The sequence below is a fragment of the Streptomyces flavochromogenes genome (assembly GCF_000717595.1).
GTDB classification, from domain to species: domain Bacteria; phylum Actinomycetota; class Actinomycetes; order Streptomycetales; family Streptomycetaceae; genus Streptomyces; species Streptomyces flavochromogenes.
On sequence record NZ_JNZO01000002.1, the window covers coordinates 160,630 to 176,064 of the forward strand.

A 15,435-nucleotide genomic window follows, 5' to 3' on the forward strand; every position below is an offset into this window, starting at 1 on the left:
CGCTGCCTCTCCCGACCGGGCCGGCGTGCCGCCGGCTACGCCCTCGACACCCGGACGCGCTCAGTTCCAGCGTCCTCCTTCCCCTCCGCCGCGACCACTCGACGGGCGCGGTCGGCACCGGCCGTCGCTCTCAGGGTGCGGGTTCCGCGGGTGAGGGTTCCGCGGGGGTGGGAGGCGCCGGGACGGGAGGCGTGCCGGGCTGGGGGTTGCGGGCGAACCAGCGGGCGACGGGTTCCGCCGTGAGACCGTGCAGGATCACGCTGAGCAGCACGGTCGCGGCCGTCGCGTTGACGACGAAGGCCGCGTCGTCGCCCTGGAGCTGGGTGTAGGCGAGGGTCGCGAAGACGATCGACGTGACCCCGCGAGAGCCGAGCCGGCCGACCGCGCCGCGCTCGGCCCAGGTGAACACGGTGCCCGTGAGCGCGGCCGCCACCGGTACGAGCCGGGCGACGGTCAGGACGAGCGCCGCGTAGCCGACGACCTGAGGGGTGATGCCGTTCGAGAACTCCTCCGCGACCACCGTGCCGAAGGTGAACCACACGGCCAGGGCCAGCAGGTGACTGATGTCGTACACCAGGTCGAGGGTGTGTTCACCGAGTTCGGATGCGGTGCCGGCGAACCACAGGCCGGCGACGGAGGCCGCGACGAAGCCGTTGCCGTCGATCAGTACGGAGGCGGCGTAGGCCAGGAACGGCAGGGCCGGGGCGGACACGCGCAGGCCGGCGGGTCTGGCCCGGCCGGACTCCAGGGCGCGCCGCATCAGGAAGGCGCCCAGGTAGCCCAGTACGGTTCCGGCGAGCATCGCGTACCCGGCGCCCTTCAGGACGTGGCCCGCTGGAACGCGTGGGTGTCCACCTCGAGCGGGGCGAGCGGGTCGTCGCCGCCGCTCGGTACGACGCCGACCAGCGCGAAGGTGAGGGGCGCGGTGATGCTCCACCGGGCCGGCCGGTCCGATACGAGCGTCCACACGAAGAGCAGGGACAGCAGGACGAGAACGGCGATCACGGCGACTCGCAGGAGCGGGGACGACGGATGAGGTCAGCCGCCCCATCAGGTGACCGCCGCGGTCCCCGGTCCGGCACCCCCACACCGGTGTCGCTTCGAGGCAGGGCGGCCGCCCGGCCTCCGCGGCCGTCGCGGCGTCCCGGCGGTGGGTTCCGCCGGCCGGTCTACCGTGCGGCGGCGTCCAGCGCGGGCTCGATTCGCCTCAGCAGGCCGGGCCAGCCGCGCCCCATTCCCTCGAAAGCGGCCTTGCCGAGCGGTGAGTCGAGGTCGAACCCGGCGTGGTCGAGGAAGAGCCGCGTACCGGTCCCCTCGGCCTCGAGCCGCCAGGTGACGGTGGTGTCGAGGGTTCCCGGCGCGAAGCTGTAGCTGAGGAGCCGCTCCGGCTCCACGGCGAGCACCTCGCACTCCTGGTGGCCCCACTGCCCCATGTCCAGGGTGAACCGGTGCCCCACCTCGGCACGGACGTCCCCGGCGGCCCACCAGTGCGCGTGCAGCTCGGGGTCGGTGAGCGCCCGCCAGACGGCCTGGGGCGGGTGGGCGATGAACTGGTCGCAGTGGATGGTCCGGAGTTCGGCGGTCATGGAGATTCGTCCTCGGTTCTTGTCGCTGTCAGCTCGCGCCGCTGTCAGCTCGCGCCGCTGTCAGCTTTGTCGCTGTCGCTGTCGCTGATCTCGTCCAGTACGTCACGCAGGGCGCCCATGCGGGCGCGCCAGTAGTGCTCGAACGGGTGGAGCCAGTCGCCCACCTCGGCGAGCGGCTCCGGCCGCAGGTGGTAGTAGCGATGGCGCCCGCGGGGCTCCTCGTGCACCAGCCCGGCCCTCTTGAGCACGGCGAGGTGCTCGGAGACGGCCGGACGGCTGAGGGAGAACGCCCCTGCCAGCTCGCCGGCCGGGCGTGGTCCATCGATCAGCCCTTCGAGCAGTCCGCGCCGGACCGGATTGGCCAGCGCGCTGTAGACGTCGACGGTTGGCATGCCGACAGAATGTGTCGGAGATCTCCGACGCGTCAACTTCTTCCGACGTGTCGAGAGGGTGCGGAGGGGACGGCGGGGGTGTCGCCGGCGTGGATCCGTCGGCGCGCGAGGGGTCGTGTCCGGTGCAAGGCTGAGGGCGTACCCGGCGTCCCCAGAACCGTGAAAGGCCTTCGCCATGATCACCACGGACTTCGTCCCCGGCTCCCCTTGCTGGCTCGACCTCGGCGCCCCCGACGTCCCGGCCGCCGCGGCCTTCTACGGCGGTGCGCTCGGGTGGGACTACGAGTCCATGGGGGAGGGGGAGGGCATGGAGGGCGGGATGTTCCGGAACGACGGACAGATCGTGGCCGGTCTGGGCAAGCTCACCGAGGAGGGCGCGCGTTCGGCCTGGATGATCTACTACAGCGTCGCCGACGCGGACGCCACGACCCGGGCCGTGGAGGAGGCCGGCGGCACCGTGCGCGTCGCGCCGACGGACCTCGACGAGTGGGGTCGGATGGCGCAGTACAGCGACCCGCTGGGCGGTCAGTTCGCCGTCTGGCAGCCGGGTTCGAACAAGGGCGTCGAGCAGGTCGACACGCCGGGCTCGCTGTCCTGGACCGAGCTGTACACGAGCGACGCCGCGGCGGCGAAGCAGTTCTACGGCAGTGTCTTCGGCTGGCAGTACAGCGACATGCCGATGCCCGGCGGGGAGGGCATGTACACGATCATCACCCCCGCCGGACTGCCCGAGGAGCGCATGCACGGCGGCCTCATGCAGGTGAGCGAGGCGGACCTCGCCCTCGCGCACGGCCGGCCGTACTGGCACCCCGTCTTCGCCGTCACCGACTGCGACGCCGCGGTCGCCAGGGTCACCGCGAACGGCGGCAACGTGCAGATGGGGCCGGACGACGCGGAGGGTGTCGGGCGGCTCGCCGTCTGCCTCGACCCGTCGAACGCCGATTTCGTCGTCCTGGCCCCGCCCGCCGGCTGAACGGCGGGGCCGGGGCCGAGGGTCCGGAAGCAGTGGGGCCCGGCAGGGAGTCGCCGGAGCCGTGACCCCGGGGTCAGTGGGCCAATCGGCCCTCCAGCCACGTCAGGACCTCCGGCGTCACCGGGTCGGTGATGTCGGCGAACTCCTCGTGCTTCTTCAGGAACTTGGCCACGTACGGGCAGACCGGCACGATCCGCATTCCGGAGGCGCGCACGTCGGTCAGCGCCTGCTCGACCAGGATCGAGGCGAGTCCCCGGCCCGCGTAGGCGTCGTCGATCTCGGTGTGGAAGAAGACGCGCCGGTCGTCGCGGTCGCGGTACGCCGTGAGGCCCGCGCGCTGGTCGTCGACCAGGATCTCGTAGCGGTGGCGGGGGTCGACGTGGCGGACGACGGGGGTGGTTGCTGCCTGCTCGCTCATGATGTGCCTTTCGGGTCGAAGGGTGCGTACGGTCCGTGGGGTCTGGGGGTTGCGCGAGGTGCGGCGGTGCGTGGATCAGGCGCGGAGCGGGTTTCCGCGGGGAGTGAGGGCGGCGTTCGGCAGGGCCGGGGCGGGGAGGCGGTCGCCCGGGTAGCCGTCGACGTGTCCGAAGCGGTCGGAGGCGCGCTCCCATGCCTCCCTGGCCTCGACGATGTCCTGGTTGCTGCGGCCGATGAAGTTCCACCACATGACGATCTCCTCGCCGAACGGCGTACCGCCGATGAGGACCGCCCGCGCGCGGCGGTCGGACTCGTTCGTCAGGGTCAGGGCCTCGTGTCCGGTGTCGACGTATCCCAGTTCGGCGGGGCGGAGGAGGGTTCCGGAGAACCGGACGTCTCCTTCGTCGACGAGCAGACCGTGCTCGTGGGCAGGGTCGACGGGAAGGACGACCGTGGCGCCGGGGTCGAGGAGGAGCTCGGCGCCGAGCAGGGGGGTGAAGGTGCGTACGGGGGAGGTCTCGCCGGCGAGCGAGCCGAGGAACGCCCGGAGTTCCGCGCCGTCGAGCCGCACCGGCTGCGGGGCGTGGTGCTGGAAGTCGCGGTCGGCGTGGCGGTGTTCGTCGGGCAGTGCCACCCACAGCTGCACCCCGTGCAGGACGGTGGTGCCGGGGGTGGAGACCTCGGTGTGGCTGATGCCGTGGCCGCCGGTCATGAGGTTCAGTTCCCCGGGCCGTACGAACGCGTGGCTGCCCAGGCTGTCACGGTGCTCGATCTCCCCGCTGAAGAGCCAGCTCACGGTCTGCAGTCCGGTGTGCGGGTGGGGTGCGACGTCCATGCCGCCGGACTCGGCGACCCGGTCGGGGCCGTAGTGGTCGGCGAAGCACCAGGCGCCGATCAGGGTCCGGGACCGCTGGGGCAGGGTGCGCCGTACGGTCATGGCGCGCGGCCCGCCCAGCGGGACGTCCCGCGCGGAGAGAATCTCGACCTCCGTGTCGCTCATGCCCGACCCCTCTCCATCCGTTCTCGATCCAGCGAATATAGTTTTGTTTTCAACAACTATGGATGATCATAGCCCCAGAACCCGTGACGCGCACGGATTCCTCGAAGGAGCGCATGGTGAACGACGTGAACGACGACGCGAACGGCACGACGGACGGCCGACGGGTCTACCTCGACAAGCAGAGCCCCGCGGTCTACCGGGCGCTGGTCCACACCGCCGACGCCGTCCGCGCGACCGCCGCCGAGGCGGGGCTCGACCGGATCCTGGTCGAGCTGGTCAACCTCCGCGTGTCGCAGATCAACGGCTGCGCCTACTGCCTCGACGTCCACACCAGGGCCGCGCTCCGGGCCGGCGAGACGACCCGGCGCCTCGGCGTGCTCCCCGCCTGGCGGGACACCGAGCTCTTCACCGCACGGGAACGCGCGGCCCTCGCCCTGGCGGAGGCCACGACCGCCCCGGCGGACGGCCTCGCGCAGGAACGGGCGTACGGCGCGGCCCGCGCGGTCCTGAACGACGAGGAGATCTCGGCGGTGATCTGGGTGGCCATCACCATCAACGCGTTCAATCGTGTGTCGATCCTGAGCCGTCATCCGGTACGCGACGCGGCCCCCGCCGCTGTCCCCGTCTCCGCCCCGCTCCCGGTCGACGCTACGGCCTGACCCACACCGCGTCGGTGGCCGCCAGACGTCTCGTGACGACGGCGGCCACCACCAGCAGGGCGAGGGCCACCCCCAGGACGACCGCGAGCCCGGCGTCGAGGAGCAGGGCGCCGACGAGGGCGCCGAGGACCAGCGCGAGGACGGACAGGATCCGCCGACCGGGCCGGGGGCCGTCGCCACCGGCCGGGGCGGGGTCGGAGGCCAGTCCGGTCAGCGTCTGGGTCAGTACGGTCGTGGTCAGGTCCGGCACGCCGATGCGCCGGGCCACCGCGGTCTGCATCCCCATGGCGAGGCCGAGGGCGACGATCAGGGTGTACCGGCCCGGCGTGCCCACGCTGTCGCGCGCCGCGAGGGCGGTGGCGAGCGCCGCCGCGACGAGCACCGCCTGCAGGGCGAGCGACGAGGCGAGCAGCCGCCCGCGGTGCGCGGCGAACCGGGCGCCGAACCGGCCACCGGCCACCGCGCCGACGAGGAACGAGGCCAGGGACACGAGCGTGGCGGGCGCGGACAGGCCCTCGGCGCCAGCGAGGGCGAAGCCCAGGAGTGCCACGTTGCCGGTCATGTTGGCCACGAAGACCTGCCCGAGCCCCAGGAAGCTCACCGCGTCCACCAGCCCGGTGACCACGGTCAGCGTCAGCATGAGCGGCGGCAGAGGCCCGTCCCGGTCCCCCTTGGGCGGCACCAGCGTGTGGGCGAAGTCGACCAGCAGCTTGCGCATCCCTCGGGCGCTCCTTCCGCGACGGGGACCGCGGCCAGGTTCCGAAGCCCTCCTGTGGCGTACACCGATTCGCTCCCCATCCGGTGCGTCGCCACGCCGGAACGGGTCCGCTCGCCGCGGCGCGGCCGCACCGCGCCGGTGGTGCCAACGGGCGGTGTGGGCGGGGTGCGGCCGTGTCCGTCGGCGGAGCCGGGCGTTGTGAGGGTGTGATCTCTACACGACGCATTTCCTCAGTTCTCGCCGTCGCCGCCGCCTTCTCGTGCCTCGGCGCGTCCGCGGCGCAGGCCGTCGCCACCACCAGCCCGCTCGGCCCGCCGATCAACCCGGTCACCGAACTCGACGCGCTCGCCACGACCGGGATTCCCGAGGAGTCCAAGGGGCAGTTCCCCGGCATCGCGGATCAGCTCGTCGGCCTCAGCCGGGTGCAGGAGGTGAACCAGCTCCACCAGCTCACCGACCTGGCCGCGCCGGTCACCGGGCTGCTGCCCGAGATCTCCTGACCCTTCCTCCGGGCGGACGAACCGGCATCGCGCGGACGGCGCGGTGCCGGTTTTCTCCTGTGCGGCCGAGGCCCGGTGTCACCAGCCGAAGCGGCGGTCGACCAGAGCGGCGAACTCCTCGAACGACAGGACGCGGTCACCGTTCTGGTCGGCCTGGTCGAACAGGGCCGAGGCGTCGTCGTCGTTCCCCACGCCCCACGCCGGTATCACGCCCTGCGCGGCCAGGGTCGGGCCCTTGGCCCGCAGCGCGTTGATGACCTCGATGCGCGTCAGGCTCCCGTCATGGTCGAGATCGAGCGCGTCGAAGAGAGTACGGGCCTTGTCACTCATGATGTGTCCTGCTTCCCTGTGGCCGTGGCTGGTGCGTCGGCCGATGCGTCCCTGTGCAGAAGGACGCAGGGTTCGCCCCCCGCGTTGCCTGGGGGCTCGTCATCGAGCCCAATCGCGCGGTGCGGGCCCGGTGTGCGAGAGCGGGGACGAGAGGTTGTCCACAGGTTTCCGCGGTGCGGCCGGGGTGTCCGTGGCGGCCGATAGGGTGGGTGAATGGTCCTTTCCGACGGTTCCGCCGTGATCTCCGAGGCAGCGCAGGTGCTCCACCGCGTCTTCGGTTACAGCTCCTTCCGAGGCGAGCAGCAGGAGATCATCGAGCAGGTCGTCGACGGGGGCGACGCCCTCGTGCTGATGCCGACCGGCGGCGGAAAGTCGCTCTGCTACCAGATCCCCGCCCTCGTCAGAGACGGCACCGGCGTCGTGATCTCGCCGCTGATCGCCCTCATGCAGGACCAGGTGGACGCGCTCAGGGCCCTCGGGGTGCGGGCCGGATTCCTGAATTCGACCCAGGATCCGTACGAGCGGCAGGCGGTCGAGCAGGCCTTCCTCGCCGACGAGCTCGATCTGCTCTATCTGGCTCCCGAGCGTCTCCGCACCGAGGGCACCCAGCGGCTCCTCGACCGGGGCAAGGTGTCGCTCTTCGCCATCGACGAGGCGCACTGTGTCGCCCAGTGGGGCCACGACTTCCGGCCCGACTACCTCGCGCTGTCCATGCTCCACGAGCGCTGGCCCAAGGTGCCGCGGATCGCGCTGACCGCCACGGCCACCGAGGCCACCCACAAGGAGATCGCCGCGCGGCTCGGTCTGGAGGACGCCCGGCACTTCGTCGCCGGCTTCGACCGGCCTAACATCCAGTACCGCATCGTCCCGAAGAACAGCCCGCACAAGCAGCTGCTCGAACTGATCAGGACCGAGCACGACGGGGACGCCGGAGTCGTCTACTGCCTGTCCCGCGCCTCGGTGGAGAAGACCGCCGCCCTCCTCGTGGAGAACGGCATCGACGCCGTCCCCTACCACGCCGGAATGGACGCCCGTGCGCGCGCGGCGAACCAGGCCCGCTTCCTCCGGGAGGACGGAGTCGTCGTGGTGGCGACCATCGCCTTCGGCATGGGCATCGACAAGCCCGACGTGCGCTTCGTGGCCCACCTCGACCTGCCCAAGTCCGTCGAGGGCTACTACCAGGAGACCGGCCGCGCCGGCCGCGACGGCGAGCCCGCCACCGCCTGGCTGGCGTACGGCCTCCAGGACGTCGTCCAGCAGCGCAAGATGATCGACGGATCCGAGGGCGACGAGCAGCACCGCCGCGCCCTCGCCATGCACCTGGAGGCCATGCTCGCGCTCTGCGAGACGGTCGACTGCCGCCGCGTGCGCCTCCTCGCCTACTTCGGCCAGTCCGGTCAGCCCTGCGGCAACTGCGACACCTGCCTGACCCCCGCCGAGTCCTGGGACGGCACCGTCGCCGCGCAGAAGCTGCTGTCCACCGTGTGGCGGCTTGCCAAGGAACGGCGCCAGAAGTTCGGCGCCGGACAGATCATCGACATCCTCCAGGGCAAGAAGACGGCCAAGGTCATCCAGTTCGACCACGACGGCCTCTCCGTGTTCGGCGTCGGCTCGGACCTGGGTACCGCCGAGTGGCGCGGGGGCGTGCGGCAGCTCCTCGCGCTGGGGCTCCTCGCGGTGGAGGGCGACTACGGCACGCTCGTGCTCACGGAGGAGAGCGGTGAGGTGCTCGGTGGGCGCCGCACCGTCACCATGCGCAAGGAGAAGGCCCCGGCGGCCGCCTCCCGCAAGGAGTCCGGCGGACGCTCCGGGAAGGGCGCCCGCGTGCCGGTCGACCTCCCGGCGGCCGCCGTGCCGGTCTTCGAGGCGCTGCGCGCCTGGCGGGCCGCGACGGCGCGCGAGCAGGGCGTCCCGGCGTACGTCGTCTTCCACGACGCCACGCTGCGGGAGATCGCGACACAGCTCCCCGCGACGGTCGAGGAGCTGGGCGTCATCGGCGGAGTCGGCGAGGCCAAGCTGGCGAAGTACGCCGAGGGTGTGCTGGAGGCGCTGGCGGAGAGCGGGGCCGGCGCCGCGGCCACCGCGCCGGGAGCCGGGTCCGGTGCGGCACCCGCTGCCGCGCCCGCCGGTGCGGCCGCCCCGGCCGTGCCCGTCGCGCGGTCCGAGCGGTCCGTTCCTTCGGCGCCCTCCGCGCCGGAGCACGAGGCTCCGTACGACGAGGAGCCGCCCTACGACCTGGACGGGGCGGAGGAGCCGCCTCCGCCCTACGACGACTGGCGTTAGGCCGACTGCTTCCGCCCCCTTCCGCGCGTCCCTGACCCTCACCCCGTGTCCCTCAGGCGGGCTGCGGGGTGAGGCGGCGCAGGCCCCGGCGGTCGTAGTACCGGGTCATGGCGAAGCCGAACGCCAGGGCCAGAGCCGTACCGACGGCGATCATGATCCAGCCGCGGGCGAGACCCGCGTCGGCGCGGGCGTCGAAGTACAGGATGGCCCGGACACCGGCGCTGAGCTGGTGCATCGGCTCGAAGACGCCCAGGAAGCGGAAGAATCCCGGGGTGGCTTCCAGGGGGACGGTCGCACCGGAGGAGGGGAGGGCGAGGGCGATGAAGACGAACATGGAGACGAGCTGGCCGATGCCGCCGAACGCGGCGTTGATGGCCTGGACTCCCAGACCGACGGCGACCGTCGCGCAGTAGGAGAAGAGCCACAGCATCGGCAGGTGCGAGGCGTCCATGCCCAGGACCGCGATCGTGGCCACCATGACGAGCGTGGTGGTGAGGACCGAGATGCCCGCCGTCATGAGCATCTTCAGGACCAGCGTCTGCGTGCGGTCGATCGGGACCGTCGGGTGCCGGGAGTGCCAGGGGCCGATCTCGCTGTCGGCGTAGCCGAGCGCGGTGTCGACGCCGCTGTTGACGAGGTTGCCGCCGATGAAGCCGCCGAGGACGAGCAGCAGGGTGTAGTAGAAGGCGGTCAGGCCCAGACCGCTGTGCCGGCCGATCGGATGGCCGACCTGGGTGGTGACGGCGACCGGGTCGGTCAGGAGCAGCCGGGTCGTCGGCACGTCGGTGGAGGCGGCGAGTTGCTTGCCGATGTTCAGCGAGGCCTGATGGGCCGCGTTCTGGTTGATCTGGGCCGTGATCGAGGACCCCAGGCTGCCGACGCCGGGATTGGTGAGCACGGTGATCGTCGGCCGTACCGTGGCCCGGTTCGTGGTCAGTGCGGCCACGGACGCGGTGAAGTCCTCCGGGACGACGAGGGCGCCGAAGATCTCGCCGGACGCCAGCGCGTCCTGGGCCTGCGCGCGGTCGAGCCGGCGCCAGTCGACGCTGGTCCTCGACGAACCGGCGGCGACGATCCCGTCGGTGATCTGCTTCCCCAGGGTCTCCCGCTGTCCGGGCAGCGGCGTGCCCCGGTCCTCGTCGACCAGGGCGACGGGGAGCCGGTGCAAGTTCTCGTTCGGGTTGAGGATGCCGCCCATGTAGAGGAGCGAGAGGCCCACGGCGACCAGTGCGCTCAGGACGGTGGGTACGAGCCACAGTTTGGGGTTCCGGACGAGGGTCCGGGCGCGGACCTGCGGGCCGGGGGTGTGCGGGGGGATCGCGGACGTCATGGTGTCATCGTCGACGCGCGCGCCGTCGCGGCGGGGATTGCGGCCCGTACGGGGAGGCGGGCGTGTCGGCCCCGGTGGGCGTACGGCCCTTCGCGCACGGGCTCGGGCGGGTCACGGGGGCGTTCGGCCACGGGCTCGGGCTGGCCCGAGGATCGTCGTCGTACCGCCTCCGGCGCGGGCATTCCGCAGGGCCTCATTCCGGTTGCGGGGCCCAGAGTGCCACGTTTGAGTGGGAATGACCCCTAGTGCGTCCCTGGAGCTGACATGTCGATGGCGTTCGGTTCACCTTTCGGTTCGTCCGATCCGTTCGGCGACATGCTGAACCGGTTCTTCGGAATGTCGCCGGCGTCGTCGCCCCCGGCCGTGCAGCGCGTCCCGATCGGCCGGCTCCTGACCGAGTCCTCGTACGAACTCCTCAACCTGGCCACCCGGAAGGCGGTCGAGGACGGCACGTCCGACCTCGACACGGAACACCTGCTGTGGGCGGCGACCCGGGTCGACCCCTCGCGCAGGCTGCTGGCCCAGGTCGGTGTCGACCCGGAGGCACTCGCCGCCCAGCTCGACGAGGTACTGCCCCGGGAGTCCGGCGAGCCCTCGTCGGAGCCCGGACTCACCCCCGCAGCCAAGCGCACGCTCGCCGCCGCCTACGGCCGCTCGCAGGAGGCGGGCGTGTCGTACATCGGCCCCGAGCACATCCTGGCGGCGCTCCTCGACGACTCCGACTCCGGGGCGACCCGGCTCCTGGGCGCGGACGACCACGACGTGAAGAAACTGCGCGGCCTCACGGACCGGGCGGTCCGCTCCGACGGCGGCGCCCCGACCGCCGGGAACCAGCAGAAGCAGCCGTCCACCACCCTGGACGAGTTCGGCAGGGACCTCACGGACGAGGCGAAGGCGGGCAGGCTCGACCCGGTGGTCGGCCGCGCCGAGGAGATCGAGCAGACCATCGAGATCCTCTCGCGGCGCTCCAAGAACAACCCCGTGCTCATCGGCGAGCCCGGCGTCGGCAAGACCGCCATCGTGGAGGGCCTCGCCCAGCGGATCGTGGCGGGCGAGGTGCCCGACACCCTGAAGGGCAAGCGCGTCGTCTCCCTCGACCTGTCCGGTCTGGTGGCCGGAGCGCAGTACCGCGGCCAGTTCGAGGAGCGCCTCAAGAAGGTCATCGAGGACGTCCAGCAGTCCGGCGGCGACATCATCCTCTTCATCGACGAACTCCACACGGTCGTCGGCGCGGGCGCGTCGGGAGAAGGCGCGATGGACGCGGGCAACATGCTCAAGCCCGCCCTCGCGCGCGGCGAGCTGCACGTCGTCGGCGCGACGACGATCGACGAGTACCGCAAGCACATCGAGAAGGACGCCGCACTCGAACGGCGCTTCCAGCCCGTCCTCATCCCGGAGCCGACGGTCGAGGAGACCGTGCAGATCCTCGAAGGACTGCGGGACGCCTACGAGGCCCACCACCAGGTCCGGTTCGCCGACGGCGCCCTCACGGCGGCTGCGGAGCTCTCCGACCGGTACATCGGCGACCGCTTCCTGCCCGACAAGGCGATCGACCTGATGGACCAGGCGGGCGCGCGCGTACGGCTGCGCAGCTCCGGCCGCTCCACCGAGGTCGTCGGCCGGGAGGACCGGCTCGCCAAGCTCCAGCGGGAGAAGGACCAGGCCGTGGCCGCCGAGCAGTTCGAGAAGGCCTCGGACCTGAAGCGGCAGATCGCCGACGTGGAGGGCGAGATCGCGGGCATCGAGGAGCGCCGCGAGGGCGTCGTCTCGGTCACCGCCGCCGACATCGCCGACATCGTCTCGCGCCGCACCGGCATCCCCGTCTCCCAGCTCACCGCCAGCGAGAAGGAGAAACTCCTCAAGCTGGAGGAGGAGATGCACGCCCGGATCGTCGGCCAGGACGAGGCGGTCACCGCGGTCTCCGAGGCCGTACGCCGCAACCGCGCCGGCATGGGCGACCCGAACCGCCCCGTCGGCTCGTTCCTCTTCCTCGGCCCCACGGGAGTCGGCAAGACCGAACTCGCCAAGACCCTCGCCGAACTGCTCTTCGGTGAGGACGACCGCATGATCCGGTTCGACATGAGCGAGTTCCAGGAGAAGCACACCGTCGCCCGGCTCGTCGGAGCGCCTCCCGGATACGTCGGCTACGAGGAGGCCGGACAGCTCACCGAGAAGGTGCGCCGCAACCCGTACAGCGTGGTCCTCTTCGACGAGGTGGAGAAGGCGCACCCCGACGTCTTCAACACGCTGCTCCAGATCCTCGACGACGGGCGGCTCACCGACGGGCAGGGCCGCACGGTCGATTTCCGGCACTGCGTCATCATCATGACGTCCAACATCGGCGCCCACCGGATCCTCGCCCACGAGGGCGACGCGGCCGAGCTCAAGGGCGAGCTGATGGAGGATCTGCGGGGCCGGTTCCTGCCCGAGTTCCTCAACCGCATCGACGACATCATCGTCTTCCACAGCCTCACCGAGAAGGACCTGTCGGAGATCGTCGACCACCTCCTGGACCGCAGCAAGCACCGGGTGCACGCCCAGGGGATGACCCTTGAGGTCACCGAGGCGGCCAAGAAGCTGCTCGTGGCCCACGGCTACCAGCCGGAGTTCGGCGCCCGCCCGCTGCGCCGCACGATCCAGACGGAGCTCGACAACCGCATCGCCTCCCTGCTGCTCGGCGGAGAGGCGGAACCGGGGGACACGATCGTCGCCGACGTGATCGACGACTCCCTCCACTGCACGATCCAGAAGGGCGACGGCGCCGGGAAGACCCCCGAGGCCTCCGCGACGGCCGCCGCCACCGACGGCAAGGAGTGAGACCGATGGCCCCGCACCACAAGTCGAACAAACAGGTCGAGGGCGACCCCGACACCGGGCACAGCCGCGGCATGCCCCGCCGCCCGGACGAGGACGAACTCGCGGAGCGCCTGGAGGAGGACCGCGAGGAGGTCGGCCTTCCCCCGGACGGCGAGCGGCAGGCCGACTAGCCCGGCCCTCGGGGGTGCCCCCGGGCACCCCCAGGTCCCCTAGTCCACGGGCAGCCGCTCCAGAGCGGCGGCCACATCGGTGCGGCCCGCGATCTCACGGAGGGCGCGGGCCGTCACCGATCCCGGCTCCCGTGCGAGCGTCACCAGGCCCATCGGCACCGACCGGGCCGGCTCGACCAGCGGCACCGCCCGCATGCCGTGCGGCACGCCGAACACATGCAGCCAGGTGTGCGGCACGATGCCGGCCCACCGGCCCGTTCTCACATGGGCGAAGAGCACGGCCACCGAGTCCGTCTCGACCCGGGGCGAGGGCCGCACACCGGCCTCCCCGAACCGCTCGTCCAGGACCCGGCGCCCCTGCATCGCCTCCGTCAGCAGACACAGCGGCAGCCGCGCGGCCTCCGCCCAGGTCGCCGTCGCCCGATGGACGGGGACGTCGGCGGCGCCGGTGAGGAGGACGTAGCGCTCCTCGTACAGCGGAACCGTCCGGAACAGCTCCCCGAGACCTTCGTGGACGTACGTGATCCCGGCGTCGATCTCGAAGTTCCGCAGCTGCCGGAGCACGTCCTCGGACTGGAGGTCCCCGATCACCTCCACCGTGACCAGCGGATGCGCCAGACAGAACGGCGCGGTGAGCAGGGCGACGGCGCCGGACGCCGTCGGCACCGCCCCGATCCGCATCCGGCCGCTCAGCCCGGTACGGAGATGACCGACCTCGCTCGTCAGGGCGTCACGGTCGGCCAGGATCCGCTGCGCCCACACCACGATGCGCTCACCCTCGGGCGTGAGGCCCTCGTACCTGCGGCCGCGCAGCACCAGCGGGACGTCGAGCTCCGCCTCCAGCTTGCGGATCGCCTCCGAGAGCGCGGGCTGCGAGACGTGGCAGGCCTGCGCGGCGCGGGCGAAATGGCGCTCTCGGGAGAGGGCCACCAGGTACTCGAGTTGACGGAACAGCACCCCATGGGTGTACCCGACGGGTCGGCGCGACACCAATCGCCCCACCGTGGCCCGCCGGCTCCCTGCCCGTACGTGTCAGGCCCCGGGCCCGTACGTGTCAGGCCACGGGGACGGAGCTCAGCCGCCCGTCGCCCGTGTACACGTTCATCGAGGACCCGCGCAGGAAGCCGACCAGGGTCAGCCCGCTCTCCGCCGCGAGGTCCACCGCGAGCGAGGACGGCGCCGAGACCGCCGCGAGCAGCGGGATCCCGGCCATGACCGCCTTCTGCACCAGCTCGAACGAGGCACGGCCGCTCACCATCAGGACCGACTCGCGCAGCGGCAGGAGCCCCTCGCGCAGGGCGTGGCCGACGACCTTGTCGACGGCGTTGTGCCGGCCGACGTCCTCCCGCAGGCACACCAGCTCTCCCTCGGCGGTGAAGAGCCCGGCGGCGTGCAGCCCACCCGTGGTGTCGAAGACCCGCTGGGCCGCCCGCAGCCGGTCCGGCAGCGCCGCGAGGACGTCCGTCCCGATCCGCAGCGGGTCCTCGGCGACCGACCAGGCGGCCGTCGTGCGGACCGCGTCCAGGCTGGCCTTGCCGCACAGACCGCACGAGGAGGTCGTGTAGAAGTTGCGCTCCAGGGACGCGTCGGGGGCGGCGACGCCGGGCGCCAGACCGACGTCGACCACGTTGTACGTGTTGCCGCCGTCGGCCGTGGCCCCCGCGCAGTAGCGGATCCCGGCCACGTCCTCGGCGGAGTGCACCACACCCTCGCTCACCAGGAAGCCGACCGCGAGGTCGAAGTCGTCGCCCGGGGTCCGCATGGTCACCGTCAGCGGACGCTCGCCGACCCTGATCTCCATCGGCTCCTCGGCGGCCAGGGTGTCCGGGCGGTAGGAGGAGTCCCCCTCGCGCACGCGCAGGACGCGCCGCCGTACGGTCACTCGTCCCATGGTTCGTTCCTCTCCTCGGAGCGCCGCTCCGACGGTGTTCGATGTGTGGCCCGGTCGTCCGGTCGCCCGGTCGTGCCTGTTCGGGGGCTGTCTACGACTCTGTCACGGCGACGACGCCGGCATCGCCCCGGGCCGGGTGCGCCTCGTCTTCTCCTGCGGTGCCCTTGTTCCGGGGTCCTGTGTCGCGGGAATCGTTCCCCGAATATCCGCGCATTCGCGGGGCAGGAAGTCGAAGCGGTGAATTCGATGAACTGACAAGTGCGACCTATTGCTGCGAAGTCGCAGGTCAGATGTATCCTCATCGGTCTGATCGGCGCCACCGATCACGTCATGGAGAAACCCTCTTTGACTTCATCCCGGCATCCCTCG

General features: G+C 71.8%; 17 protein-coding genes. 6 read left to right on the forward strand and 11 right to left on the reverse strand.

Features of this window, described 5'->3' with window-relative positions; genetic code table 11:
* Nucleotides 1–130: 130 nt before the first annotated feature.
* The 4 genes from IF00_RS0102855 to IF00_RS0102865 all read right to left on the reverse strand — a co-directional run bounded on the left by IF00_RS0102855 (nucleotide 131) and on the right by IF00_RS0102865 (nucleotide 1,978).
* On the reverse strand, nucleotides 131–802 hold the full coding sequence (locus IF00_RS0102855) for a cation:proton antiporter domain-containing protein (protein WP_051819722.1): 672 nt from the start codon (nucleotides 800–802) through the stop codon (nucleotides 131–133).
* A 17-nt stretch (nucleotides 803–819) separates the two neighbouring features.
* A complete protein-coding gene (locus tag IF00_RS46740; RefSeq protein WP_051819723.1) occupies nucleotides 820–1,005 on the reverse strand; it encodes a hypothetical protein in 186 nt (61 codons plus the stop codon).
* A 164-nt stretch (nucleotides 1,006–1,169) separates the two neighbouring features.
* Complete coding sequence (locus IF00_RS0102860) at nucleotides 1,170–1,586, reverse strand: SRPBCC family protein (RefSeq protein WP_030313839.1); 417 nt, start codon at nucleotides 1,584–1,586, stop codon at nucleotides 1,170–1,172.
* A gap of 44 nt (nucleotides 1,587–1,630) precedes the next feature.
* The gene (locus tag IF00_RS0102865) at nucleotides 1,631–1,978 is read right to left on the reverse strand and encodes an ArsR/SmtB family transcription factor (protein ID WP_030313841.1); all 348 of its coding nucleotides are present in this window, start codon (nucleotides 1,976–1,978) and stop codon (nucleotides 1,631–1,633) included.
* 175 nt (nucleotides 1,979–2,153) lie between these two features.
* Between IF00_RS0102865 and IF00_RS0102870 the strand changes: the two genes are divergently transcribed.
* The gene (locus IF00_RS0102870) at nucleotides 2,154–2,951 is read left to right on the forward strand and encodes a VOC family protein (protein WP_030313842.1); all 798 of its coding nucleotides are present in this window, start codon (nucleotides 2,154–2,156) and stop codon (nucleotides 2,949–2,951) included.
* A 73-nt stretch (nucleotides 2,952–3,024) separates the two neighbouring features.
* Here the strand turns inward: IF00_RS0102870 and IF00_RS46745 are convergent, their stop codons facing one another.
* Both IF00_RS46745 and IF00_RS0102880 read right to left on the reverse strand, forming a co-directional pair.
* Nucleotides 3,025–3,369, reverse strand: coding sequence for a GNAT family N-acetyltransferase (locus IF00_RS46745; protein WP_030313844.1), 345 nt, complete (start codon nucleotides 3,367–3,369; stop codon nucleotides 3,025–3,027).
* A 75-nt stretch (nucleotides 3,370–3,444) separates the two neighbouring features.
* Entirely contained in the window at nucleotides 3,445–4,368 is a 924-nt protein-coding gene (locus IF00_RS0102880) for a pirin family protein (protein ID WP_030313846.1), read from the reverse strand.
* A gap of 113 nt (nucleotides 4,369–4,481) precedes the next feature.
* Between IF00_RS0102880 and IF00_RS0102885 the strand changes: the two genes are divergently transcribed.
* The gene (locus tag IF00_RS0102885) at nucleotides 4,482–5,027 is read left to right on the forward strand and encodes a carboxymuconolactone decarboxylase family protein (protein WP_051819727.1); all 546 of its coding nucleotides are present in this window, start codon (nucleotides 4,482–4,484) and stop codon (nucleotides 5,025–5,027) included.
* Here IF00_RS0102885 and IF00_RS0102890 read toward each other — a convergent pair.
* Nucleotides 5,017–5,745 carry a YoaK family protein gene (locus IF00_RS0102890; protein ID WP_030313849.1) on the reverse strand — a complete coding sequence of 243 codons (729 nt, stop codon included), beginning with the start codon at nucleotides 5,743–5,745 and terminating at the stop codon, nucleotides 5,017–5,019. The genes IF00_RS0102885 and IF00_RS0102890 overlap by 11 nt on opposite strands.
* A gap of 206 nt (nucleotides 5,746–5,951) precedes the next feature.
* On the opposite strand from IF00_RS0102890, the gene IF00_RS0102895 reads away from it, so the two are divergent.
* The gene (locus IF00_RS0102895) at nucleotides 5,952–6,245 is read left to right on the forward strand and encodes a hypothetical protein (protein WP_030313850.1); all 294 of its coding nucleotides are present in this window, start codon (nucleotides 5,952–5,954) and stop codon (nucleotides 6,243–6,245) included.
* Between the two features lie 78 nt (nucleotides 6,246–6,323).
* Here the strand turns inward: IF00_RS0102895 and IF00_RS0102900 are convergent, their stop codons facing one another.
* Nucleotides 6,324–6,575 (reverse strand): EF-hand domain-containing protein, encoded by a 252-nt coding sequence (locus IF00_RS0102900; RefSeq protein ID WP_030313851.1) that lies wholly within the window; start codon nucleotides 6,573–6,575, stop codon nucleotides 6,324–6,326.
* Nucleotides 6,576–6,788: 213 nt separating this feature from the next.
* On the opposite strand from IF00_RS0102900, the gene recQ reads away from it, so the two are divergent.
* Entirely contained in the window at nucleotides 6,789–8,858 is a 2,070-nt protein-coding gene (gene recQ, locus IF00_RS0102905) for a DNA helicase RecQ (protein WP_030313852.1), read from the forward strand.
* Nucleotides 8,859–8,910: 52 nt separating this feature from the next.
* Here recQ and IF00_RS0102910 read toward each other — a convergent pair whose 3' ends face one another.
* Nucleotides 8,911–10,188: a YhgE/Pip domain-containing protein gene (locus IF00_RS0102910; RefSeq protein WP_030313853.1), complete on the reverse strand. Its 1,278-nt coding sequence runs from the start codon at nucleotides 10,186–10,188 to the stop codon at nucleotides 8,911–8,913.
* 264 nt (nucleotides 10,189–10,452) lie between these two features.
* Between IF00_RS0102910 and IF00_RS0102915 the strand changes: the two genes are divergently transcribed.
* Together IF00_RS0102915 and IF00_RS46010 are read left to right on the forward strand one after the other, a co-directional pair.
* Nucleotides 10,453–13,005, forward strand: a complete 2,553-nt coding sequence (locus IF00_RS0102915) for an ATP-dependent Clp protease ATP-binding subunit (RefSeq protein ID WP_030313855.1) — start codon at nucleotides 10,453–10,455, stop codon at nucleotides 13,003–13,005.
* A 5-nt stretch (nucleotides 13,006–13,010) separates the two neighbouring features.
* Complete coding sequence (locus IF00_RS46010) at nucleotides 13,011–13,175, forward strand: hypothetical protein (RefSeq protein WP_167346840.1); 165 nt, start codon at nucleotides 13,011–13,013, stop codon at nucleotides 13,173–13,175.
* A 39-nt stretch (nucleotides 13,176–13,214) separates the two neighbouring features.
* Here the strand turns inward: IF00_RS46010 and IF00_RS0102925 are convergent, their stop codons facing one another.
* Nucleotides 13,215–14,132: a LysR family transcriptional regulator gene (locus tag IF00_RS0102925; protein WP_030313857.1), complete on the reverse strand. Its 918-nt coding sequence runs from the start codon at nucleotides 14,130–14,132 to the stop codon at nucleotides 13,215–13,217.
* A gap of 97 nt (nucleotides 14,133–14,229) precedes the next feature.
* Nucleotides 14,230–15,066 (reverse strand): formate dehydrogenase accessory sulfurtransferase FdhD, encoded by an 837-nt coding sequence (gene fdhD / locus IF00_RS0102930; protein ID WP_030313858.1) that lies wholly within the window; start codon nucleotides 15,064–15,066, stop codon nucleotides 14,230–14,232.
* Nucleotides 15,067–15,435 lie beyond the last annotated feature (369 nt).

Bases quoted from the DNA above. Each gene is read 5' to 3' on its own strand.
- IF00_RS46010 (WP_167346840.1), top strand. From the start codon at position 13,011: ATGGCCCCGCACCACAAGTCGAACAAACAGGTCGAGGGCGACCCCGAC.
- IF00_RS0102870 (WP_030313842.1), top strand. From the start codon at position 2,154: ATGATCACCACGGACTTCGTCCCCGGCTCCCCTTGCTGGCTCGACCTC.
- IF00_RS46745 (WP_030313844.1), bottom strand. From the start codon at position 3,369: ATGAGCGAGCAGGCAGCAACCACCCCCGTCGTCCGCCACGTCGACCCC.
- IF00_RS0102860 (WP_030313839.1), bottom strand. From the start codon at position 1,586: ATGACCGCCGAACTCCGGACCATCCACTGCGACCAGTTCATCGCCCAC.
- IF00_RS0102890 (WP_030313849.1), bottom strand. From the start codon at position 5,745: ATGCGCAAGCTGCTGGTCGACTTCGCCCACACGCTGGTGCCGCCCAAG.
- IF00_RS0102900 (WP_030313851.1), bottom strand. From the start codon at position 6,575: ATGAGTGACAAGGCCCGTACTCTCTTCGACGCGCTCGATCTCGACCAT.
- IF00_RS0102855 (WP_051819722.1), bottom strand. From the start codon at position 802: ATGCTCGCCGGAACCGTACTGGGCTACCTGGGCGCCTTCCTGATGCGG.
- IF00_RS0102880 (WP_030313846.1), bottom strand. From the start codon at position 4,368: ATGAGCGACACGGAGGTCGAGATTCTCTCCGCGCGGGACGTCCCGCTG.
- IF00_RS0102885 (WP_051819727.1), top strand. From the start codon at position 4,482: ATGGTGAACGACGTGAACGACGACGCGAACGGCACGACGGACGGCCGA.
- fdhD (WP_030313858.1), bottom strand. From the start codon at position 15,066: ATGGGACGAGTGACCGTACGGCGGCGCGTCCTGCGCGTGCGCGAGGGG.
- IF00_RS0102910 (WP_030313853.1), bottom strand. From the start codon at position 10,188: ATGACGTCCGCGATCCCCCCGCACACCCCCGGCCCGCAGGTCCGCGCC.
- recQ (WP_030313852.1), top strand. From the start codon at position 6,789: ATGGTCCTTTCCGACGGTTCCGCCGTGATCTCCGAGGCAGCGCAGGTG.
- IF00_RS0102915 (WP_030313855.1), top strand. From the start codon at position 10,453: ATGTCGATGGCGTTCGGTTCACCTTTCGGTTCGTCCGATCCGTTCGGC.
- IF00_RS0102865 (WP_030313841.1), bottom strand. From the start codon at position 1,978: ATGCCAACCGTCGACGTCTACAGCGCGCTGGCCAATCCGGTCCGGCGC.